16 protein-coding genes and 2 pseudogenes are annotated in these 21,534 nt (G+C 63.4%); 7 read left to right on the forward strand and 11 right to left on the reverse strand.

Going from position 1 to position 21,534, the window contains the following annotated elements; genetic code table 11:
- Positions 1–96 precede the first annotated feature (96 nt).
- The 6 genes and pseudogenes from AC0L3C_RS15105 to AC0L3C_RS15130 form a co-directional block, all read right to left on the reverse strand.
- On the reverse strand, positions 97–2,031 hold the full coding sequence (locus AC0L3C_RS15105; protein ID WP_473408357.1) for an alkyl/aryl-sulfatase: 1,935 nt from the start codon (positions 2,029–2,031) through the stop codon (positions 97–99).
- Between the two features lie 66 nt (positions 2,032–2,097).
- On the reverse strand, positions 2,098–3,264 hold the full coding sequence (locus AC0L3C_RS15110) for a diguanylate cyclase domain-containing protein (protein ID WP_473408358.1): 1,167 nt from the start codon (positions 3,262–3,264) through the stop codon (positions 2,098–2,100).
- Positions 3,265–3,383: 119 nt separating this feature from the next.
- Positions 3,384–4,664, reverse strand: a complete 1,281-nt coding sequence (locus AC0L3C_RS15115; protein WP_342761046.1) for a TRAP transporter large permease — start codon at positions 4,662–4,664, stop codon at positions 3,384–3,386.
- Between the two features lie 222 nt (positions 4,665–4,886).
- Positions 4,887–5,444: pseudogene (locus tag AC0L3C_RS15120) on the reverse strand (TRAP transporter small permease); the annotation flags it as partial.
- A 67-nt stretch (positions 5,445–5,511) separates the two neighbouring features.
- Positions 5,512–6,513 carry a DctP family TRAP transporter solute-binding subunit gene (locus tag AC0L3C_RS15125; RefSeq protein ID WP_473263456.1) on the reverse strand — a complete coding sequence of 334 codons (1,002 nt, stop codon included), beginning with the start codon at positions 6,511–6,513 and terminating at the stop codon, positions 5,512–5,514.
- Positions 6,514–6,698: 185 nt separating this feature from the next.
- Entirely contained in the window at positions 6,699–7,469 is a 771-nt protein-coding gene (locus tag AC0L3C_RS15130; protein ID WP_027568788.1) for a methyltransferase domain-containing protein, read from the reverse strand.
- 169 nt (positions 7,470–7,638) lie between these two features.
- Between AC0L3C_RS15130 and AC0L3C_RS15135 the strand changes: the two genes are divergently transcribed.
- Complete coding sequence (locus AC0L3C_RS15135; protein ID WP_473263455.1) at positions 7,639–8,382, forward strand: SDR family NAD(P)-dependent oxidoreductase; 744 nt, start codon at positions 7,639–7,641, stop codon at positions 8,380–8,382.
- Positions 8,383–9,036: 654 nt separating this feature from the next.
- Positions 9,037–10,071 (forward strand): UDP-3-O-(3-hydroxymyristoyl)glucosamine N-acyltransferase, encoded by a 1,035-nt coding sequence (lpxD, locus tag AC0L3C_RS15140; RefSeq protein ID WP_473263453.1) that lies wholly within the window; start codon positions 9,037–9,039, stop codon positions 10,069–10,071.
- On the opposite strand, the pseudogene AC0L3C_RS15145 reads toward lpxD, so the two are convergent.
- The 4 genes and pseudogenes from AC0L3C_RS15145 to AC0L3C_RS15160 form a co-directional block, all read right to left on the reverse strand.
- Positions 10,068–10,192, reverse strand: a pseudogene (locus AC0L3C_RS15145) (isocitrate/isopropylmalate dehydrogenase family protein); the annotation flags it as partial. The gene lpxD and the pseudogene AC0L3C_RS15145 overlap by 4 nt on opposite strands.
- A 6-nt stretch (positions 10,193–10,198) precedes the next feature.
- Positions 10,199–11,209: an ABC transporter substrate-binding protein gene (locus AC0L3C_RS15150; protein ID WP_473263452.1), complete on the reverse strand. Its 1,011-nt coding sequence runs from the start codon at positions 11,207–11,209 to the stop codon at positions 10,199–10,201.
- 166 nt (positions 11,210–11,375) lie between these two features.
- Positions 11,376–12,299, reverse strand: coding sequence for a c-type cytochrome (locus AC0L3C_RS15155; protein WP_473263451.1), 924 nt, complete (start codon positions 12,297–12,299; stop codon positions 11,376–11,378).
- A 311-nt stretch (positions 12,300–12,610) separates the two neighbouring features.
- The gene (locus tag AC0L3C_RS15160) at positions 12,611–13,672 is read right to left on the reverse strand and encodes an isocitrate/isopropylmalate dehydrogenase family protein (protein WP_473408359.1); all 1,062 of its coding nucleotides are present in this window, start codon (positions 13,670–13,672) and stop codon (positions 12,611–12,613) included.
- A 170-nt stretch (positions 13,673–13,842) separates the two neighbouring features.
- On the opposite strand from AC0L3C_RS15160, the gene AC0L3C_RS15165 reads away from it, so the two are divergent.
- Positions 13,843–15,231, forward strand: a complete 1,389-nt coding sequence (locus AC0L3C_RS15165; protein WP_473408360.1) for an MFS transporter — start codon at positions 13,843–13,845, stop codon at positions 15,229–15,231.
- A 4-nt stretch (positions 15,232–15,235) separates the two neighbouring features.
- On the opposite strand, the gene AC0L3C_RS15170 is transcribed toward AC0L3C_RS15165, so the two are convergent.
- Positions 15,236–16,855, reverse strand: a complete 1,620-nt coding sequence (locus tag AC0L3C_RS15170) for a B12-binding domain-containing radical SAM protein (protein WP_473408361.1) — start codon at positions 16,853–16,855, stop codon at positions 15,236–15,238.
- A gap of 256 nt (positions 16,856–17,111) precedes the next feature.
- Between AC0L3C_RS15170 and AC0L3C_RS15175 the strand changes: the two genes are divergently transcribed.
- Genes AC0L3C_RS15175 through soxX form a run of 4 tightly spaced genes read left to right on the forward strand, consistent with a single transcriptional unit; the run spans position 17,112 to position 21,529 of the window.
- A complete protein-coding gene (locus AC0L3C_RS15175) occupies positions 17,112–17,561 on the forward strand; it encodes a (2Fe-2S)-binding protein (protein WP_473281308.1) in 450 nt (149 codons plus the stop codon).
- Positions 17,562–17,572: 11 nt separating this feature from the next.
- Positions 17,573–19,759, forward strand: a complete 2,187-nt coding sequence (locus AC0L3C_RS15180; protein ID WP_473408362.1) for a xanthine dehydrogenase family protein molybdopterin-binding subunit — start codon at positions 17,573–17,575, stop codon at positions 19,757–19,759.
- Between the two features lie 53 nt (positions 19,760–19,812).
- Positions 19,813–21,084, forward strand: coding sequence for an FCSD flavin-binding domain-containing protein (locus AC0L3C_RS15185; protein ID WP_473263445.1), 1,272 nt, complete (start codon positions 19,813–19,815; stop codon positions 21,082–21,084).
- Positions 21,077–21,529 (forward strand): sulfur oxidation c-type cytochrome SoxX, encoded by a 453-nt coding sequence (gene soxX / locus AC0L3C_RS15190; protein ID WP_473263443.1) that lies wholly within the window; start codon positions 21,077–21,079, stop codon positions 21,527–21,529. Before AC0L3C_RS15185 ends, soxX begins: the two co-directional genes overlap by 8 nt.
- The last annotated feature ends 5 nt before the right edge of the window (positions 21,530–21,534 follow it).

A 21,534-nucleotide genomic window follows, 5' to 3' on the forward strand; every position in this document is an offset into this window, starting at 1 on the left:
TACGCCGCGGCTTCTCGGTTCGATCAGCGGCGTCACTGAATACTGGATCGCCCGGTCAAGCCGGGCGATGACAATGAGAACGCGCTGACGGCTGCCCTACCTCACCACCGCCCGCTTCGGCTCGACGATCTCGAACATGCGCGGGAATTCGTCCATCAGGCCCATCAGCTCGGCGAGGCGCATCGGGTTGCCGGCGAATTTGACCTTGCCGGCAGTCACGGCCTCCGGGAAGCTGGTCAGTTTTGCGATCACCTCATCGAGCGTCGACCGCGCCAGCGTGAAGCTGGCATCGGCATTGTCCGCCTGCATGCCCTCCGTGTAAGTCAGCGCGCAGTTCTCCAGATTGAGCACGAAGGTCTCGCCGGTGTCGGAAAAGCTCCAGTTCAGCACGATGTGCTTTCCTTCCGCCTTCGGTCCGTTGAGGCGGATGCCGAGCACGTCCCAGAGCTGTGAGGTGCGCAGCGCCGCCAGCGTCTCGCGCGGCATCGGCGGGCGCGAAGGCACCTTCGGCATGCCCTGGCGCAATTCCTGCGCGCCGAACAGATAGGCATTGCGCCAGGTCGCGCTTTCGGCGGCGTAGCCGAGCTGCTCCAGCGTATCCGCCAGCAACGCACGCGCAGCCTGATTGTCCGGCTCGGCAAAGACGAGATGGCCGAGCGCCTGCGCCACGAAGCGGAATTCGCCCTTGTCGAAATCGACACGCGCCCGCGCGAGGATGGCGCCGGCGCCGCCCATGTACTCGACATACTTCTTGCCCGACTCGACCGGCGGCAGCGGGTCGAGATTGACCGGATTGGCGTCGTACCACCCCAGGTACTTTTGATAGATCGCCTTCACATTGTGCCGGATGTGGCCGTAATAGCCGCGGCCGTGCCAGGCGCCCTCCAGGCTCTTGGGCAGCTGGATCGCTTCGGCGATCTCGGCTGCGGTGAGGCCGTGGTTCATCAGGCGAATGGTCTGGTCATGCGCGAACTTATAGAGGTCGCGCTGTTGCCGGATCATCGTGCCGATGCGTTCGCGTCCCCACACCGGCCAGTGATGCTGGCCACACATCGCCTCCGCCTTGCCGTCCCAGAGCTGCAGGGCCTCGCCCAGATATTTCGACCAGGCCAGCGCGTCACGCACGTCGGCGCCGCGGAACGGCAGCAGATTGTGGAAATTGTGGGTGCAGTTCTCGGCGAGGTTCAACAGCTTGTAGCGCGGGATGAAGAAATGCATCTCCGCCGGCGCTTCGCTGTTCGGCGCCATCTGGAATTCGAATTCGACGCCGTCGATCACGCGCCTGTCGCCGGTCGCCATGATCAAATCGGTCGGCCGCAGCAGCGCCACCGAACCTGCCGCCATCGACTTGCCGAGGCCGCAATCGACCTGCCCGCGCGCGCCCTTGGCGAGGAGCGGCCCGAACTGGTACTGCGCCCGGCGCAACATCGCAGGTCCCGCGATGATGTTCTCGGAGACGGCATGCTCCATGAACAAGTTCGGCGCGATGATCGGCACGCGGCCGGTCGCGAGTGCATCCTCCTCCAGCACGCCGCGCGCACCGCCCCAATGGTCGGTGTGGGTGTGGGTGAAGATCACGGCCGCAACCGGCCGCTGGCCGCGGTGCTTGTAGTAGAGATCGAGCGCGGCGCGCGCGCCCTCGATCGAGGTCAGGGTGTCGACGACGATGACGCCGCTGTCGCCTTCGATCAGCGTCATGTTGGCGATGTCGAGCCCGCGCACCTGGTAGATTCCGGGCACGACCTCGAACAGGCCGTGCTGCATGTTGAGTCGCGATTGCCGCCACAGGCTCGGATTGACCGTGGCTGGCGCCTGCTCGGCGGCGAGAAAGCCGTACGGCTCGAGGCTCCAGACCGTCCGCCCTTGCGGGTTGGTGATCGCCGCGTTCTCGATCGTGCCGAGGAAGCCGCGCGCGGCGTCGTCGAAATCCCGCGTGTCGGAGAATGGCAGCGCGTTCAGCATCGCCGTTTGCTGCGCGATCACGGACGGCGTTGCGCCCTTCGGCGTGTCGCTGGCTTCGATGCTGCTCATAATGCCCTCCCGGCTCGTCTCTTGGGAGGTATCTAACCGCATCTCGATTGCGGTTCCAACAAGTCCTTACGCGGCCAAACCTCCGGCCACCGACTTATCGGAGACGCGCATGTCCGCCATCCGCAGCTCCCGCGCGAGCACGTAGCCGCCGCCATCCTGCTTGGCGCGGTACATCGCCCGGTCGGAGCGTGACAACAGCCCCTCCACAGTGCGCCCATCCTGCGGCGCGACGGCAACGCCGACGCTGACGCCGAGCCCGATCACCTGCCCGTCGACATCATAAGGCGCGCTGATCGATTGCACGATCCGCCGTGCCATCGCTTCCGCATCGGCCGCCGCGCGCTGCACCAGGATGAACTCGTCGCCGCCCATCCGGACCACGAGATCATGAGGTGCGGCGAGCGCCTTGAGCCGCCCGGCCACCTGCTTGAGCAGCGCGTCGCCAACAGGATGGCCGAAGCGGTCATTGGCCTCCTTGAAGCGGTCGAGATCGAGCGCATGGATGGCGATCATGCTGGAATTTCCGTCCGCCAGCATTCGCGGCAGATCCTCCGCCAGCACCGAACGGTTGAAGACGCCGGTCATCGAGTCCGAGCGCGCGAGCCGCTCAAACTGTCGCTTGAGCGTGATCTGTCTGATCGAGGCATTGAAGCTCAGCCGCACCATCTCGAAGCTCGCGGCCACATACATCAGGATGAGGAGCCCGAGCCCGACATGACGCAGATCGGGCTGCATGAACGTCACGATCGCGGCGGGCGCGGCGATCGCGACCAGATCGAGCAGCGCTGCGACCGGGCGTAGCGCCAGCCGCGCCACCACGCCGGCACCGAAGCCGAAACCGATGCCGACCGCCATCACGCAGCAGAGCGCATCGCCCAGCACGATGCTGCGCGCGGCAAACACGCCGAGCACCATGGCCGTCATGACCGTGCCGGAAATGTACCGCCGTTCCCAACGCGCGGCCTCGGCCCGATCCAGCTGCGGCGGCTGCGAGAGGCGACGGCGGAACGCCGCGATTTCGAACAGGCGGATCATGGCCACCACGACGCCGGCGGCCGTAAGGACTGCCGTGACCGCGTCACCGGTCTCGTAGGTCGTGATCGCGCCGACCATCACCTGGCAGACGGCGGCGAGAATAGTGGGCACCGTCGTGCCGTGCAGCCCCGTGATCACTTCCATGTAGACGGCGTCGGAAATCGACGCCCGTCCGGATTCCATTCTGTTGAACAACATGCCAGCCCCATCCGCTGGCACGGTTCTACCGCAGATCCGTAAAAATGCGTGCACCGCACAGCAGTGGCATTTGAGCGAGCGGATTTACCGCGCGTTAGCCATGCATCGCCTGTGCCCGATTACATGCCCAGCAATCTCGGCAGCCACAGCGACAGACCCGGCCAGTAGGTCACGACCACGAGGAACGCGAGCATCGTCAGCAGCCACGGCCACACCGCCACCGTGAGCTCGGTGATGCCCATCTTGGCGATGCCTGAGGCGACGTAGAGATTGAGGCCGACCGGGGGATGGCACAGCCCGACCTCCATGTTGACCGTCATCAGGATGCCGAAATGGATCGGATCGATGCCGAGCTTGATCGCAACCGGAAACAGGATCGGCGCCATGATCAGGATGATCGAGGACGGCTCCATCACGTTGCCCGCCACCAGCAGCAGGAGATTGACGAGGAGGAGGAAGCCGATCCAGCCGAGGCCCTGGTCGATCATCCATTGCGCCAGCGCTTGCGGCACGTTTTCGTAGGTCATCAGGAACGAGAACAAGACTGCGTTGGTGATGATGTAGAGCAGCATCGCCGAAAGATTTGCCGACGACAGCAGCACGCGCGGCACGTCTCGCAGCTTCAGATCCTTGTAGATGAACACTGCGACGATGAAGGCGTACACGGCGCTGACGGCGGCAGCTTCGGTCGGCGTGAACAGGCCGCTGTAGATGCCGCCAATCACGATCACGATCAGCAGGATACCCCAGATCGACTTGCGGAACGCATCGAAGCGTTCGTAGAAGGTTGCTTTCGGCATCCTCGGATAGTCGTTACGCCAGGCCCGATAGAACGTCGTGGCGCCGAGCAGCATGGCGAGCACGAGCCCCGGCACGATGCCGGCGATGAACAGCTTGCCGACGGAGGTGTTGGTAGAGACGGCAAAAAGCACCATCGGAATCGAGGGTGGAATGAGAATTCCCAGCGAGCCCGAGGTCGTGATCACGCCCGCCCCGAACCTCTTCGGAAATCCCTGCGCGACCATCGCGGGCAGGATCACCGATCCGATCGCCACCACGGTGGCCGGCGACGAGCCGGAAATCGCGGCGAACAGCGCGCAGGCGACCACGCCCGAGAGCGCGAGACCGCCGTACCAATGCCCGACCAGCGAAGTCGCGAACGCGATCATCCGGCGCGCGACGCCGCCATGGGTCAGGAAGTTGCCGGCAAGGATGAAGAACGGGATCGCCATGATCTCGAAGCTCTCGATGCCGGTAAACAGCTTCAGCGCCACCGATTCCGTTCGCACGTCGGTCAACGTGAACATGAAGCTGAGCACGGTCAGGCCGAGCGCGATCGAGATCGGCATGCCCGTGAGCATCAACGACAGCAGAAGGCCGAAGACGACGGCGACACGCAGGCCCTGCGGCAGCGTGATCACGTGCGCGGAATGGGCGAAGCACACGGCGACGATCAGAACCGGCAACAACATCAGGACCCAGCCGAGCGGGCTGCGTTCGTCGCGGACGACTTGACTGCGCGTGACCGGGGCCGGATGGACCGGGTCTACTTCCACGCCCTCGACGCCGGCCATGTCGTGATGCGGCAGCTCGCCGGTGTGATAGAACGACCAGGCGACCTGCAGGAAGCGGAAGCACATTAGCCCGGAGCCGAGCGGGATGGTGAGATACACCAGCCACATCGGCGCTTCCAGATCGTTGGATTGCTGGCCGGTCTGCCACATCTGGCCGACGAACGCGGCCCCGAAATAGCACACGATGGCCGTAAAAAGGGCGCCGCACATCAGGCCGAACGTGATGACGCGGCGGCGCGATCCGCCGGGAAGGATGTTGACCAGGACGTCGACGCCGACATGGATGCCGGTGCGCACCCCATAGGCCGCACCGAACTTCGCCATCCAGATGAACATGTAGATGCAGAGTTCCTGCGCCCAGGACAGGTCGAGAGCGGCAAGCCAGACGAACGCCGCTCGCGCGGGGACGGCCAGCAAGGCCAGGTTGCGCGCCTCCGCCCATTTGGCGATGTCGATCGACAGCCCGGCGCCATATCGGTGCAGCACGGCAACGAAGATGAGCAATGTCGCGGCCGCGATCATCGTCGCGATCAGCCATTCCTCGAGATGATCGAGCACACGATTGAATGCACGCAGCAACTTGGTCCCCTCAGCTTGGCTCATCATTCAAGAGCAACGGCCGGGAGTGCGATCACCCCCGACCGTTCATGGTTGTTCTCAAAACGCGCCCGCGTCAGTTCATCTTGACGTCGAGTTCCTTGGCGACGAGATCGAGCACCTCCTGCCCGACCCGCCCCTTCGCCCATTTGTAAGTCGGCTGCATCGCTTCCTGCCACGCCTTGCGATCGGCGTCAGTCAGATAATGCAGCGTGGTCTTGCCCGTCTTCTTGATCTCGGCCAGCGCATCCTCGTTTTCCTGGTGCGCGATCCGGTTGGTGTAGTCGGTCGCCTCGTTCATCGCCTTCTCGAGCTGGGCGCGGATATCAGGCGGCAGGCCGGACCAGAATTTCGAATTGACGATGACGGCATACTGCAGGTGCGCGTGATAGGACACGGTGATGTCCTTCTGCACCTCGTAGAACTTCTGCGTCAGGTAGTTGGATGCGGTGTTCTCGCAGCCGTCGACCACGCCCGTCTGCAAAGCCTGGTAGACTTCGGAAAACGCCATGATCTGGGGGATCGAGCCCATGATCCGAAGATATTGGTCGGCGACCTTCGATCCGGAGATGCGGAATTTGAGACCCTGGAAATCGGCCGGCTTCATCAGGGGACGGTTGGCGGAGAGCATGTGGAAGCCGTTGTCCCAGTAAGCGAGCCCGGTGATGCCCTTGGTCTCGAGCTTCTCGAACAGCCACTTGCCGATCGTGCCCTTCATCGCGTTCGAATAGGTCTGGTCGTCCTTGAACAACCAGGGCAGGTCGAGCGCCTCGAATTCCTTGATACCGAGTGGTGCGAACTTCGCGGTCGAGGGGGCAAGCATCTGCACCGAGCCGAGCTGCAGCGCCTCGATCTCCTCCTTGTCCTTGTACAGCGTTGAGTTCGGGTAGATTTCGACCTTGACCTTGCCGTCGGTGTACTTCTCCGCAAGTTCCTTGAACTTCAGGGCGCCCTTGCCCTTGGGAGTGTCGTTGGCGACGACGTGGCTGAATTTAATGACGATCGGACTCTGGGCCTCGACGACGGCGGGACACAGGAGAACAGCTGCGGCGGCGACCGCAAGAAGCAGCTTGCGCATGAACGAACCTCCCAACAACCTCTAAAACCGGGTCTTTTTTGTTTTCCGATTTCAGTACTGACAGCAATCCGCCACCCGAACAACTAGACCTAAGCCCAATTTGCCGTAGCCAAGCTATCTTGCGCAACCCGGCTCCTGCTGCCGTTCCCGGAAGCGAGCGCTTATGTCGCATTGCGGTAGTGCGATCAGCCGTTGCGCTGGGCGACCATGAACAGACGCCGGAACGGAAACAGCGTCTGTCCCGCGGCGTTCTTCGGATAGGCTTTCGCGACCCGCATCCCATAGGCGGCTTCGAACGCGGCCTTCTCGTCGCCCTGCAAGATATCGAGATAGCGCGTGAGCCAGGTCCCCTTGGTCCACTCCTTCACGGGATTCTCGCCTTCCAGCACCTGCAGATATTCGGTCTCCCAGATGTCGATATTGGCCGACATCGGAGCAAGAAGACCGTGATAATAGGCCGGCGCTTCGACCGGCGGCGGCGTGACGAGATGCTCGACCTTCGACCGCCAGGGACCGTTCAGCGCCGTCTCGCCGATCAGCACATGCGAGGGCGCTAGAAAGTTTCGCGGCATCTGCACCGCGAGCATCCCGCCAGGCGTCACCTTCTCCATGATCGACGGAAACAGTGCCGCATGATTGGGCAGCCAGTGCAGCGCGGCATTGGAATAGACGACGTCATATTGCTTCGTCGGGCGCCAATGGCCGAGGTCCTCGTGTGACCATTCCACGTCCGGCGCCGCCTTGCGACCGGCGGCGACCATCTCGGCTGAGCCCTCGACACCGGTCACCGTCGCGTCCGGCCAACGCTCCTTGATCAGCTTGGTGACGTTGCCGGCGCCGGCGCCGAGATCGGCAACGGCACGCGGACCAGAATCCGGAATCCGCATCAAGAGGTCGACGGCGGGCCGGAGCCGGTGGCCGGAGAATTTCAGATATTGCTGCGGATCCCAGACCATCGCTCGGCGCCTTTTCTTTTTCGTGTTTCCTTCAACGCGGCTCTTGGTTACCACTGCTCGTCCCGGTCGGGCAAATCAGGCTGACGGGGACAGGGCAGGAAACGAACAGAAAAACGATCAGCCAAACCAACAGCGACAAGCAGAAAAGCAAACAAGAGGGCGTGTCACCATGGATCTCGGGCTCACATCGAAAACCGCCGTCGTCACCGGAGCGAGCGTCGGCATCGGCCGCGCCATCGCCAAGGGCTTGGCTGCCGAAGGCGTGCGCGTCGTGGCCGTGGCACGGCGCACCGACCTGCTCGCCGAACTGGTGAGCGAAGTCGGCTCCGGTCTGATCACGCCATTCGAGCAGGACGTGATGGCCAAGGACGCGGCGGAGAGGATTTCGGCCTTCGCCGTGAGCGAGCTCGGCCATGTCGACATCCTGATCAACAATGCCGGCGGCAGCCGCCCCCTCCCCGTCGATGCGCCGGACAGCCAATGGGACGAAGCGATCGCGCTGAATTTCACCAGCTACCGCCGCATCGCGCATGCGCTGCTGCCGCAGATGATCGAACGCAAATGGGGCCGCATCGTCAACATCACCGGCAAGTCCGAGCCGGAAGGCCTCAACGCCGCGTTCGCCGCCAAAGCAGCCGTGCACGCCTGGGCCAAGGGCCTGTCGCGCGAGATCGGCGAGCACGGCATCACCATCAACTGCATCCCGCCCGGCCGCATCATGAGCGAACAGATCCGCCGCAACTACGCGCCTGATTATCGCGAGCGCTTTGCGGAGGAAGAGATTCCCGTCGGCTATTGGGGCGAGCCGGAAGATCTCGCCGCACTCGCGGTGTTTCTGGCGTCACCCGTGGCGCGCTACATCACGGGCACGGTGATCCCGGTGGATGGGGGACTGCGGAGGTATCAGTTCTGAAGCTATCATCCCCGGACTCCATCAGCCCCGAAGGCAGTCCTATCCGGACTGTCTTCAGGAGGAGCGGAAAGTGCCAGTTCGCTCTGAGGAGCTGGCTAAGGACACCAGCAGAGCGCAGACGAACCCGCCGCAATCATCTGCATACCTCAAAAGGATCTAGCGGCCTGCCCGGTAGCAGCCTTGGAATGGTGCGGCGTGAGGTCCTGCCAGACAGGATAGTTCCCGTTTGGCATCGCCGCTTGGCCGAAACCAACGTAAGCCATAGCTAGCGGCCCGCGACTGATCAATGCCGTCGCAATGCAGCTTCGCCTTTTGGACAGCGATGGAACCGTATCGCCAGCGAGTTACCCAACACGCAGCATTTCGAGTTCTTTGGAGGCCCCACAACGGATGATCCTTGATCATTGATCTAAATCAACCGACCACAGGTCGGTTCGTTCTCCTCTCAAACGAATCGCTGGTCATAGCAATCGTACCGAAATCGACCGATCGAGCTTCAATTGGAGAAAGGATGAAGCAGACTTGGTACGTAACCTTTGAATTGCCCTTACGGAGCTTTTCAAGGTTGGACGCAAGACCAACAAGAGCGGCGATTCAGGTTGCAGCGATATCGCCTCACCCTATTCGCGATCGTTCTGCAATGAGGGAGGGGATATGCGAGACGGCAAGTTCTTCGATAGCCCCGCAGGCTTGACGGTAGCCAAAATTATCTCGCTAACCGGCGCCGAATGTCACGACGCGACACGACTTTCACATCTGATTACAAACGTTGCGCCACTCGAACTCGCCGGGCCGAATGACCTCGTTTTTATCGAAAGCGGCAAGTATGCCGACGCGCTGACCAGAACGGGCGCCGGGGCCTGCCTGATGCTTCATCGCTTCGAAAGCCGCGCCCCAAGCACTCTCATCTCGCTGCTTGCGAAGCAGCCCTACCAAGCATTTGTCGACGTCCATACCGAACTTTACCCCCGATCTCTTCGGCCCACCTCCGTTTACGAAGCCAGCGATATAGCTTCCGGCTCGACGATCCATCCAACTGCGCGCCTTGCTGGCGGAATCACGGTTGATCCGGGAGCCGTGATCGGACCCCGAGCTGAGATTGGAGCGGGAAGCATCATCTCCGCAACGGCCGTGATCGGCCCGGATGTTCTGATAGGCCGCAACTGCACGATTGGCGCGGGCTGCTCGATTACACATACGCTTATGGGCGAGCGCGTCGTGATCCATCCGGGTTCCCATATTGGGCAGGACGGCTTTGGCTATGTCGCCGGTGCCCGATGGCAAAAAGTCCCGCAGACCGGGCGAGTCATTATCCGTGACGACGTAGAGATCGGGGCCGGCACGACGATTGATCGGGGCGGCATAAGAGACACGATCATCGGAGAAGCCACAAAGATCGACAACCTCTGTCAGATCGGTCACAACGTAGTCATTGGCCGCAATTGTATCATCGTCGCACAATCGGGTCTTAGTGGCAGCGTTACGATTGAAGATTTTGTCGTCCTTGGTGGCAGAGTTGCGATTGCTCCTCACGTCACGATAGGCAAGGGTGCAAGGGTGGCAGGGGGATCGGGAGTTATGACCAACGTTCCCCCGGGAACGACCTGGGGTGGCTATCCAGCCCGGCCTAGAATGCAATGGATGCGGCAACTCGCTACGCTGGCTCGACTTACCAAATCGGGCATATAGCTGAGCAACAGAGCGCCCGACAGGATCAGCGAGACCGGATTGGCGAGATGTCAGCCGCCGAGCCGTGCACGGCCTGCTCCATGGCGCGGCTGTGACCGACATTGAGCGAGCCGCCGCGGCCCCACTGTTATTCGATCACGTCGTCCGCGCGCACCAGCAACGACGGAGGTATCTCCACGCCGAGCGCCTTTGCGGTCTTGTGGTTGATGACGGTCTTGAACTGCGTCGGCTGCTCGATGGGAATCTCGGCGGGGTTGGCACCCTTCAATATCTTGTCGACGAAAACAGCGGCGTGGCGGAACATTGCGGTGAAGTCCACACCGTAACCCATCAGGGCCGCCCCCCGGGAGGCGACGATGGGTGCGGCAACCGATGGCACGCGGCACTTGTCCACAATCGCGGCCACCATGGACGTGTTGGTGACAAACGCGTTTGCGTCCGTGATCACGAGGCCGTCCATCGGGTTAGAGCCGACGAGTGACAGCGCGCTTTCGACATCGCCGGGGACGTCGACCTCGATAGCTAGTAGCTCCATCTTCAATGCCTGCGCGGCGTTCCTCATGGTGCTCATTGTAGCGTTGTTCAGTGGATTTCCTCGCTGCATGAGCACCCCTACGCGTCGCGTCGAGGGAGCCAAGCCTGCGAGAATCTCCAAGCGCTTTGCAGCCAGTTCTGTCAGGAAAAAGGTTTGCCCCGTGATGTTGCCGCCTGGATGAGCCATACTGGCTGCAAGGCCTATGGTCACCAGATCGGGGCCCACGATCATCACCGTCGGAATTTTTGTCGTCGCGTTGTGAGCGGCAAGAATCCCGGGAAATGTGGCTGTGACGAGAACGTCAACATCAAGAGCGACAAGTTCATTCGCAAGCGCCGGCAGCCTGGCGTCGTCGCCACCGGCGTCCCGGTATTCGACATGAACGTTCACGCCGTCAACCCAACCGAGATCGCTGAGCCCCTTGAGGAACGCGTCGACTTCCAAATTCCGCGGTGGGGGGAGGAGAAGGCCAATTCGCGGCATTCGCTTCGCTTGCTGTGCTCGCGCTGCCAGAGGCAACGCAGACGCACCACCAACCAGAGTCAGGAATTCTCGTCGTTTCATTACCAATCCAATCTCATACACCCGGCTGAGAACAGCCATTATTCTACGTTGGTCCAAGCGAGCCGATGACCGGGTCGGGTGAAAGGCGGCAGTCTGCACCGGAGCGATGACATCTGCTCTACCAGACTCCGGACCTGCCGATGCCCCACGCCAACCGACGCTTAGGGCCAAGGAGCGACGTTATCCCCCGCAGCAGCGGCTCGGATCATGGGGAGAGCGACGCCACGTAGGCAGCCAGCGCGATCATGTCGTTCTGCGACAGCTTTTCGACAGTCTGTTGCATCAGGGAGCTTGTGCTTGCCACGCGCCCCCCGCTTTGGAATTCATGGAGCTGGCGCACGATATAGGTCGGCGAGCGCCCGGCAATTGCCGGAATATCACCGACGCCTTTCAACTCCGGACCGTGGCAGCTACCGCAGGCAACGGTTGTTCCCGATCCGCCCGTCTTGGCGAGTGCTTCTCCCCTCGCCAGGCTTCCAACCGGCACATAGGCCGTGAAGGTCGCCCGGGAATCTCGAAGCTCGAACTGATCTACATCGTCCGGTACCTCGACGATGCGCGGGCCGAGAGTTTCGGAGCCGCCCTCCGGGCTCTTGACGTAGAACAAGCGGGACGGGCCCGTCTTTGGAATGCTCTCGCTTTCGACGACCTTGATGATCTGCTTGGGCTTCTGCGCAGAGAAATAATCTGCCGCGGCGCGCACCTCGGCGTCCGTCATGCCTTTGACTGACGCCATCATCAATTGTGTGGAGGGCCTCTCCGGCCCCGACATCTTTCGCGCGCCGCTTTTGAAATCGGCTAGCTGCTGAACGAGATAGCTCGCCGGCAAGCCCGCCAGACTCGCATTTTCAGGACCGCCGGTGCCCTCGACGCGATGGCACGATCCGCAAGCGCGGACATCCGGCTTTCGTCCGTTGGCAACGATCTCCGGCATGGCCGGATGGTCATCCGGATGCCAATCAGGCGCAAAGAAAAGGTCGCGCGCCTGCTTCCAGCTGAATGCGGCACTACTGCCGGCGAGTTGATTGGGCTTGTCGTCAGCCGGGGGCACCTTGACGGTCGGGTCCCACAAGAACGCCCAGGCCGGAAGGCCATTCTGGGCCAAGGCAGCGGTCGCGGTGAGGATCACGGTTGCCCACAAAATCGGCACAGACATCTTCATGGCAATAAACCTCTGCAAATGGATCGAGTAAATTCAGCGGAAAAGAAAAAATGAAACTCAGCACTTCGAAGCCGACAATAGACTTTTGCCGACCGGTGCAATCCTGACATCCTGCCAGTGTTTTGCCCGACGGGTCAACGTCGCGGCAGCGGCAAATGTCGTCGTGACGCGATTCGAAAATCCCTTATCGATCAAGGGGCCTTCTACTGTGCATGGGGTTGTTTTCGCGTTTTTTGTTTTGGGCGCCTAAAAAAACACGCAAGACCCCGCATGACCACTCACCTCGCCTGCAAGATCTCCGCAATCGCCGCCCCCGCCGCGATCGTGCCGAGCTCGCCGCCGACGTCGCGCGTTGCCCTGCCCTCGCCGATCGCCTTCGCCACGGCCGCCTCGATCGCACGTGCGGCTTCCTCGTAGCGCACCGCGCCGCTGTTCTCGCCATGCCAGGCCAGCAGCAACGCCGCCGACAGGATCAGCGACACCGGATTGGCGACATCCTGGCCCGCGATGTCGGGCGCCGAGCCATGCGCGGCCTGCGCCATGGCGTGGCTGTGACCGACATTGAGCGAGCCGCCGAGGCCGAGGCTGCCGGAGAGCTCGGCGGTGAGATCGGACAGGATGTCGCCGAACATGTTGGTGGCGACGATGACGTCGAACCGGTCGGGGTTGCGCACCACATGCGCCGTCATGGCGTCGACGAGGATGTCGTCGACCCCAAGACCAGTATAGGCCTTCGCCGCTTCGCGGCAGATCTCGAGGAACATGCCGTCGCCGAGCTTGAGCACATTGGCCTTGTGCACGATGGTCAGATGCCTGCGCCGCTTCATCGCCAGCCGGCACGCCGCGTGCGCGATGCGCTCGCAGCAAAGGCGCGTGATCCGGCGCAGCGAAATCACGACGTCTGATGTGACCAGCATCTCGCCATTGCCCTGCTCCATGTTGCGGTCGGCGTAAAACCCTTCCGTGTTCTCGCGCACCACGACGAGGTCGAAATCGCCGACCCGCCCGGACCGCCCCGCATAGGTGCGCGCGGGCCTGACATTGGCGTAAAGGTCGAAGTTCTTGCGAAAATACCGCGACGGGTTGATCTCGCCATGGGCCTCGTCCTTGAAGTCGAAAGTCGCGGTCGGCCCGAGGATCAGGCCGTTGGCGGCGCGGACGATACCGAGCAGCTCGGGGCGCACCGTCGTGCCAAATTGTTGGAGGCTCGCATGGCCGACTGCGTGCTCCTCCAGGCGCAGATTGAGCTGGAAGCGCTCGGAGGCCGCGCGCAGCACGCCTGATGTCGCGGTCGTGATCTCGGGCCCGATGCCGTCACCGGGCAAAACGACGATGTGCATGGCGCTCCCCTGACATTGCAGCAGTTCGCGTGATCATACGCCGGCGCCCGGAATCATCGCCCAGCCTTCGCGCATACACTGCATGCAAGCATATGCCTGTGGCAGGCGGCCGCGCCGTAGTACATGCCAAAGTCCCCTGGAGCCGGCCGCCGGAGCAACGCGCCCACGCAATGACAATCACGTTACCTGCCACCGCGCGCAAGCCCGACCACCCCATTGCCGATGGCCTTCCGCCCGCACAGCGGCGCTGGGCCATTGCCGCGATCTTCACCGCGCTGGCGATGGCCTCGCTCGACACCGCGATCGCCAACATCGCGCTGCCCGCCATTGCCGGCGACCTGCATGTCAGCCCGGAGCAATCGGTCTGGGTGGTCAACGTCTACCAGATCGCGCTGGTGGCGACGCTGCTGCCGTTGGGAGCACTCGGCGAGATCGTCGGGCACCAGCGCATCTATCTCGGCGGCCTGATCCTGTTCACCATCGCCTCACTGTTCTGCGCGGTGGCGTGGTCGCTGGAGAGCCTGCTGGTTGCGCGCACGCTGCAGGGGCTGGGTGCGAGCGGCATCATGAGCGTCAACACGGCGCTGGTGCGCTTCGTCTATCCCGGCCGGATGCTCGGCCGCGGCTTCGGCCACAACGCGCTGGTGGTCGCGACCGCCTTCACTTTTGGCCCGTCGATCGCCTCCGCCATCCTCGCGGTCGGCCCGTGGCCATGGCTATTCGCCGTCAACATCCCGTTCGGCCTGGTCGCGATCGGCATCGGATTTGCGATGCTGCCGAAGACGCCGCGCGCCGATCACGGCTTTGACTTCCTCGGCGCGATCCTGGCGTCGGCCTGTCTCGGGTTGTTCATCACGGGCATCGGCAGTGCCGCGCATAATCTCTCACCGGTGGTCGTGGGCATCGAGCTGGTCACGGCTCTCGCGCTCGGCTTCATCCTGACGCGCCGCCACGCCGACCATCCCGCGCCGATGCTGCCGATCGACCTGTTCAGCCGGCCGATGTTCGCACTGTCGGCGGCAACGGCCGTGTGCTCGTTCGCGGTGCAGGGCCTCGCCTTCGTCTCCTTGCCGTTCTATTTCGAGGACGTGCTGGGACGTTCGCAGGTCGAGACAGGCTTCTTCATGACGCCGTGGCCGCTGGTGGTCGGCATCATGGCGCCGATCGCCGGACGCCTCTCCGACCGGCACGCGGTGGGATTGCTCGGCGGCATCGGCCTCGTGATGCTCGGCCTTGGCATGGCACTGCTGGCGATGCTGCCAGCCAACCCTGCGATCCCCGACATCATCTGGCGGATGGTGATCTGCGGCATGGGATTCGGCTTCTTCCAGGCGCCGAACATGAAGGCGGTGATGTCGAGCGCGCCGCCGCATCGCAGCGGCAGCGCCTCCGGCATTGTCGCCACCGCGCGCCTGACGGGGCAGACGACGGGGGCGGCGCTCGCCGCAGCCTGCTTCTCGCTGGCCGGTCACGACGGCGCAGTCGTGGCCTTGGCACTCGGCGCCGGCTTTGCCGCGCTCGGCAGCGTGATGAGCTTTTTGCGGCTGGCGGTGAAGTAGACCGTCAGGCCAGATGTCGGGCCGCCGTTACCTCGACAGTCGCCACCGGAACGACCGTCTCCTCGTCGAGCGCAGCGAGACGCTCATCGATGGCAGCGATGACTTTGCGCGAGAACGGCCCGAGATGCGCATAGGCCGCGATCATCTGCACGGCGATCCGCGCCGATGTGGTGTCGCGCTTGGCGCAGTTCATGAAGGTCTGCCACAGCGGCCCGCGCGCCTCGGGAAGGGCCGTGACCACCTTGTGCACCGTTTCCATCGCGCCGATCCGGGCGCGGATATCGCCTTCCGCGAGCTCCTGGCGCTGGCGAGAGCGGTCGAGCAGCGTCATCAGACGGTCGATGCGCCTTGCATAGGCGGCCGGGCTGTAGATGTGCTCCAGCACGCGCTTGTAGTCCGTCAGAATGTCGCGCAACGGGCGCACCGGATCGAAGTTGATCCCGGCGGTGCACTGATCCGCGCCGATGGTCGGCGCCAAATCGTGGCCCGGATGCAACCGGCCTTCGCGCTCCAGGCGGCGCGTCAGCTGCGTGTTCGGCAAGGCATAGAGCAGGCCGACCATGCTGACCGGGATCGCCGCCTCTTCGATGAAGTCGATCATGGCATCCGCCATCGAGAGCTTCTCATTGTCGAAGCCGACGATGAAACCCGCGGTGACGAGCATGCCCGCGGCGTAGATCTTGTGGATGCTCTCGGCGATGTTCCGCCGCGTGTTCTGCTTCTTCCGCATCGCGACCAGCGTCGCCGGATCGGGACTTTCGATGCCGACGAAGATGGCGAAGAAATTCGCCGCGCCCATCAGCTCCAATAGTTCGGGATCGTCGGCCAGATTGACCGAGGCTTCCGTCGACAATTCGAACGGATAGCCGTGAGCGCGCTGCCATTCGGCGAGCTGGGGCAGGAACAGCCGCAGCGACTTCTTATTGCCGATGAAATTGTCGTCGACGAAGTCGAGATGGCCGCGGTAGCCCATGGCGTAGAGCCTGTCGAGCTCGTTCAGCATTTGCTCATTCGTCTTGGTTCGCGGCACCCGGCCATAGAGCTCGATGATGTCGCAGAACTCGCAGGTGAACGGGCAGCCGCGGGAATACTGCACGCCGAGATAAAGGTAGTCCTCGAACTTGAGCAGGTCGAAGCGCGGCACCGGCGTCTTGGTGACGTCGGCCTGGAATTTCGGCGCCGTGAAGACGCCCGAGCGTGCGCCGCTGTCCCATGCCGCGATAAATTCGTGGAGAACGCTTTCGGCCTCGCCGAGCACCTGGAAGTCGGCCCTCTCATAGATATGGGGGCTCGAGGTGGGATCGGGACCGCCGACGACCACCGGCTTGCCCGCGGCACGGCAAATTTCGATCAGGCGCAACGTGTCGGCCTGCTGCGGCATCATTCCGCCGGTGAACACCACGTCGGCCCAGGAAAGATCCTCGTCGCTGAAGGATTCCGTGTTGCAATCGATCAGCCGGACCGTCCAGTGCTCGGGCAACATCGCGGCAACGGTGATCAGCCCCAAAGGGGCCGCGGGGCGCTTCACGCCCAACACTTTGCAGGATTCGCCAAAGCTCCAGAAGGACTCTGCCGAGAACAGCGGATAGAGCATCAGGACTTTGCAAGGCTGCGGTACGTTCATGGAACCTCTTTTTGGCTGATTCCACTGTAGCAGAGCATTGTCGACTTGCACCCCGGCAAAAGGGACAAACTGTCGCTCTCGGTTCCATGGGCGTCCCGCGGAAGCCGGTAGACGTCGCCCCAAGCCATGCCGCGGGTGCTCAGGGAAGGAATCCCCGCCGGCTACCCCTCGGACTATTGATTTGAACCTTTCCAATTTGCCGGACACATTGCGCCCCTGAGTCCAATTGGTGGATTGGGCCAATCAGGGGACTGCGATGGCAAACCTAACAATCAACGGAAAAACCTTCACGCTCGACGTCGAGCCGGATACGCCGCTGCTCTGGGCGATCCGCGAAAATGCGGGCCTGACCGGCACCAAATATGGCTGCGGCATCGCACAATGCGGCGCCTGCACCGTTCACATCGACGGCGTCGCCACCCGCTCCTGCGGCGTTTCAGTCGCCGAGGCCGCAGGCAAGAAGATCACGACCATCGAAGGGCTCGCCTCCGGCAACGCACTGCACAAGGTGCAGGAAGCCTGGATTGCCCAGGACGTGCCGCAATGCGGCTATTGCCAGAGTGGAATGATCATGGCGGTGGCGGCGCTGCTGAGCGAGAAGCCGAAGCCGACCGACGCCGACATCGACGAGGCCATCACCAATATCTGCCGCTGCGGCACCTTTCAGCAGGTGCGCGAAGCGATCCACACGATCGCAAGCGCGTAAGGAGCCGCCCCATGAACAAGCATGTCTCTCCCAAGATGAACCGCCGTGCCTTCGTTGTCGGCGCCGCCGCGGTCGGCGCAGGTCTCGCAGTCGGCCTCGATATCCCCTTTGGCGGCCCCGGCGTGGTCCGCGCGGCCGACGGCTCCCCCGAGATCGGCGCCTGGGTCGTGGTCAGGCCCGACGACACCGTCGTCATCCGCGTCGCCCGCTCCGAAATGGGCCAGGGCTCGCTCACCGGCCTCGCCCAGCTCGTCGCCGAGGAACTCGAATGCGACTGGTCGAAGGTCTCGACCGAATATCCGACACCGGGCCAGAGCGTCGCCCGCAAGCGCGTCTGGGGCGATTTCTCGACCGGCGGCAGCCGCGGCATCCGCTCTTCGCAAGACTATGTCCGCAAGGGCGGTGCCACCGCACGCGTGATGCTGATCCAGGCTGCCGCCGAGGCGTGGAAAGTGCCGGCGTCGGAATGCACGGCCGCCAACAGCGTCATCACCCACACGCCGTCCGGCAAGACCACCACCTACGGCAAGGTCGCCGAGGCCGCGGCCAAGCTGACGCCGCCGGCCGACGTCAAGCTGAAGGACCCCAAGGACTGGAAGCTGATCGGCAAGGGCGTGAAGCGGCTGGACACCGCCGAGAAGACCACCGGCACCATGATCTACGGCATCGACCTCAAGCTGCCGGGCATGCTGAACGCCGCGATCAAGGACTGCCCGGTGTTCGGCGGCAAGCTGAAGAGCTATGACGAAGCCAAGATCACCGGCATGAAAGGCGTCAAGAAGGTGGTCAAGGTCGGCGACACCGCGGTCGCGGTCGTTGCCGACACCTGGTGGCACGCCAAGACCGCGCTGGAGGCGCTGCCGATCGTCTGGGACGAGGGCAACAACGCCAAGGTCTCGAGCGAGTCGATCGCGAAATGGCTGACCGAGGGCCTCGACAACGGGCAGCCGGCCTATGTCGGCAACAAGAACGGCGACGCGAAGGCGGCGATTGCCAGCGCCGCCAAGAAGGTCGAGGCCGTCTACAGCTATCCCTACCAGAACCATGCCACCATGGAGCCGATGAACGCCACGGCGGTCTACACGGCGGACAAGTGCGAGGTCTGGTGCGGCACGCAGAATGGCGAGGCGGCCTTCGCGGCCACGTTGGAAGCATCGGGCCTGTCGGCGGAGAAGTGCGACGTGCACAAGGTGATGCCCGGCGGCGGCTTCGGCCGGCGCGGCCAGACCGACTATGTCCGTCAGGCCGTCCTGATCGCCAAGCAGATGCCGGGGACGCCGATCAAGCTGCTGTGGTCGCGTGAAGAGGACATGGCGCACGGCAGATATCACCCGATCACCCAGTGCAAGATGACCGGCGCGTTCGATGCGGACAACAATCTGGTTGCGCTGCACTACCGCCTGTCCGGGCAATCGATCCTGTTCTCGCTCCGTCCCGAAGCGCTGCAGAACGGCATGGATCCGGCCGCATTCCAGGGCGTCGCCCAGACCGGCGAAGCCGCGTTCGGTTACTCCGTGCCCAACCTCCTGGTCGAGCATGCGATGCGCAACCCGCACGTTCCGCCGGGCTTCTGGCGCGGCGTCAACGTCAATCACAACGCGATCTACATGGAATGCTTCATGGATGAGCTGGCCCAGGCCACAGGCCAGGATCCGCTCGAATTCCGCCGCAAGCTGATGGGCAATCACCCCAAGCACCTGGCGGTTCTCAATGCCGTGGCCGAGAAGATCGGCTGGAGCACCCCGGCGCCGCAGGGCATCTATCGCGGCATCGCGCAGGTGATGGGCTATGGCAGCTATGTCGCCGGCGGCGCCGAAATCTCGGTGACCGACGGCAACAAGATCAAGGTGCATCGCATCGTCGCCTCCACCGATCCCGGCTACGTCGTCAATCCGGCGCAGGTGGAGCGGCAGATCGCGGGCTCCTTCGTCTATGGCCTCTCCGCGCTGTTCTACGGCGGCTGCACCGTCAAGGACGGCAAGATCGAGCAGACCAACTTCGACACCTACAATTCGATGCGGATCAACGAGATGCCGAAGGTCGAATCGGTGATGGTGCCGAGCGGCGGGTTCTGGGGCGGTGTCGGCGAGCCGACCATCGGTGTCGCGGCGCCGGCGGTGCTCAACGCGTATTTCGCGGCGACGGGCAAACGCATCCGCTCAGTGCCGCTGCGCGACCAGAACATCACCTTCGCCTGAGAAACGCCGCGGCGGCCGTACGGCCGTCGCGGCAGACGTTCCGGACAAGACTCATGAATGCTCCGGTGACACGGCGGGATGCCGTCCTCGGCATTGCCGCCGCGGCCACATCATTCGCCGTCCCTTCGATCCTGCGCGCGCAATCGGCGGGTCGCATCGTCGTGGTCGGCGGCGGCTTTGGCGGTGCGGCGTGCTCCCGCGCGCTGAAGCGCGCGCAGGCGAACTTGCAAGTCATCCTGATCGAACCCAATGCGGTCTTCACCTCCTGCCCGTTCAGCAACGAGGTGATTGCCGGCCTCCGCGACATCGAAGCTCAGCAATTTGGCTATGACAGACTCGCCGCCGAGGGCGTCACGGTGATCAGCCAGACGGTAGCCACAATCGAGCCGCAGCTGCGCAGCGTCGTGACGGCCGATGGCGTTGCGCTGCCCTATGATCGTCTCGTCCTTTCTCCCGGCATCGACTTCCATTTCGAGGCCCTGCCCGGCTACGACGGCCCGGCATCAGAAAAAATGCCGCATGCCTGGACGGCCGGCGCGCAGACGCTGCTGTTGCGTCGGCAGTTGGAGGCCATGCCGGACGGCGGCACCGTCGCTATCGCGATCTCCGCCAATCCCTCGCGCTGTCCGCCGGCGCCTTACGAGCGGGCCAGTCTGATCGCACATTACCTGAAAACGAAGAAGCCGCGCTCAAAGGTCTTGATCCTCGACGCCAAGGACAATTTCTCCCAGCAGCGACTGTTCGAAAAGGCGTGGAAGGAGCTTTACGGCGACATGATCGAACGCATCGCTCTGTCGCAAGGCGGCCGCGTGACCTCGGTCGATCCCGCGACAAGGACCATCGTCACCGAATTCGGCAACTACACACCTGACGTCGCCAACGTCATTCCGCCGCAACGCGCCGGACGCATCGCCCAGGTCGCGGGGGCTGCGGATGCCACCGGCTGGTGCCCGATCGATCCTGTTAGCTTCGAGTCGAAGCTGGTCCCGAACATCCACGTCATCGGCGATGCCTGCCTCGGCGGGGGCATTCCCAAATCGGCATCCGCGGCAAGCGCACAGGGCAAGGCCTGCGCTGCCGCGATCGTGAACCTCCTTGCCGGCCGCACACCAGAAACCCCGCGATTGACAGGCGTCTGCTACAACATTGCCGCACCCGGCTACGGCTTTTCACTCGCGGGCAACTACCAGCCCAGGGGCGACATCTTCGCCGAGGTCGAGGGCGGAACGACCAGCCCGGTCGATGCGCCGCGCGAATTGCGCGCCCGCGAGGCGGCTGAAGCCGAGCGCTGGTTTCAAACCATCACGGCGGACACCTTTGGCTAGAACAACGGTCCATATCGCAGCGCTGATCGCCGCCAGTCTCGCCTTCGCCTGCCATGCGGGAGCCGAGGAGCTCCTGCCCTACAACATCGCCGGCGACGGCATTGCGGAATCGCTCACCGGCGCGCCCGGCGATACCGCGCGCGGGCGCGCGCTGGTGCTGGCGCGCACGACGACTTGCATCCTGTGCCATTCCGGTCCCTTCCCGGAAACCCGGTTCCAGGGCGACCTCGCGCCTGACCTCTCGGGTGCAGGGAACCGCTGGACGGTGAGCCAGTTGCGGCTTCGACTGGTCGATGCAGCGCGCTTCAACCCTGAGACCATCATGCCGTCCTATTATCGCAGCGACCACCTCGTGCGGGTCGGGCGAAATTTCGTCGGCAAACCGATATTGTCCGCCGCCGAGATCGAGGACATCGTGGCTTTTCTTGCAACGCTTCGGGACTAGGACTG

Source organism: Bradyrhizobium sp. WSM4872 (genome assembly GCF_055811715.1).

What these genes read in the sequence shown, in the direction of transcription:
- AC0L3C_RS15105 (WP_473408357.1), bottom strand. Translation starts at nt 2,031, where the DNA reads ATGAGCAGCATCGAAGCCAGCGACACGCCGAAGGGCGCAACGCCGTCC.
- AC0L3C_RS15110 (WP_473408358.1), bottom strand. Translation starts at nt 3,264, where the DNA reads ATGTTGTTCAACAGAATGGAATCCGGACGGGCGTCGATTTCCGACGCC.
- AC0L3C_RS15125 (WP_473263456.1), bottom strand. Translation starts at nt 6,513, where the DNA reads ATGCGCAAGCTGCTTCTTGCGGTCGCCGCCGCAGCTGTTCTCCTGTGT.
- AC0L3C_RS15130 (WP_027568788.1), bottom strand. Translation starts at nt 7,469, where the DNA reads ATGGTCTGGGATCCGCAGCAATATCTGAAATTCTCCGGCCACCGGCTC.
- AC0L3C_RS15135 (WP_473263455.1), top strand. Translation starts at nt 7,639, where the DNA reads ATGGATCTCGGGCTCACATCGAAAACCGCCGTCGTCACCGGAGCGAGC.
- lpxD (WP_473263453.1), top strand. Translation starts at nt 9,037, where the DNA reads ATGCGAGACGGCAAGTTCTTCGATAGCCCCGCAGGCTTGACGGTAGCC.
- AC0L3C_RS15150 (WP_473263452.1), bottom strand. Translation starts at nt 11,209, where the DNA reads ATGGCTGTTCTCAGCCGGGTGTATGAGATTGGATTGGTAATGAAACGA.
- AC0L3C_RS15160 (WP_473408359.1), bottom strand. Translation starts at nt 13,672, where the DNA reads ATGCACATCGTCGTTTTGCCCGGTGACGGCATCGGGCCCGAGATCACG.
- AC0L3C_RS15165 (WP_473408360.1), top strand. Translation starts at nt 13,843, where the DNA reads ATGACAATCACGTTACCTGCCACCGCGCGCAAGCCCGACCACCCCATT.
- AC0L3C_RS15170 (WP_473408361.1), bottom strand. Translation starts at nt 16,855, where the DNA reads ATGAACGTACCGCAGCCTTGCAAAGTCCTGATGCTCTATCCGCTGTTC.
- AC0L3C_RS15175 (WP_473281308.1), top strand. Translation starts at nt 17,112, where the DNA reads ATGGCAAACCTAACAATCAACGGAAAAACCTTCACGCTCGACGTCGAG.
- AC0L3C_RS15180 (WP_473408362.1), top strand. Translation starts at nt 17,573, where the DNA reads ATGAACAAGCATGTCTCTCCCAAGATGAACCGCCGTGCCTTCGTTGTC.
- AC0L3C_RS15185 (WP_473263445.1), top strand. Translation starts at nt 19,813, where the DNA reads ATGAATGCTCCGGTGACACGGCGGGATGCCGTCCTCGGCATTGCCGCC.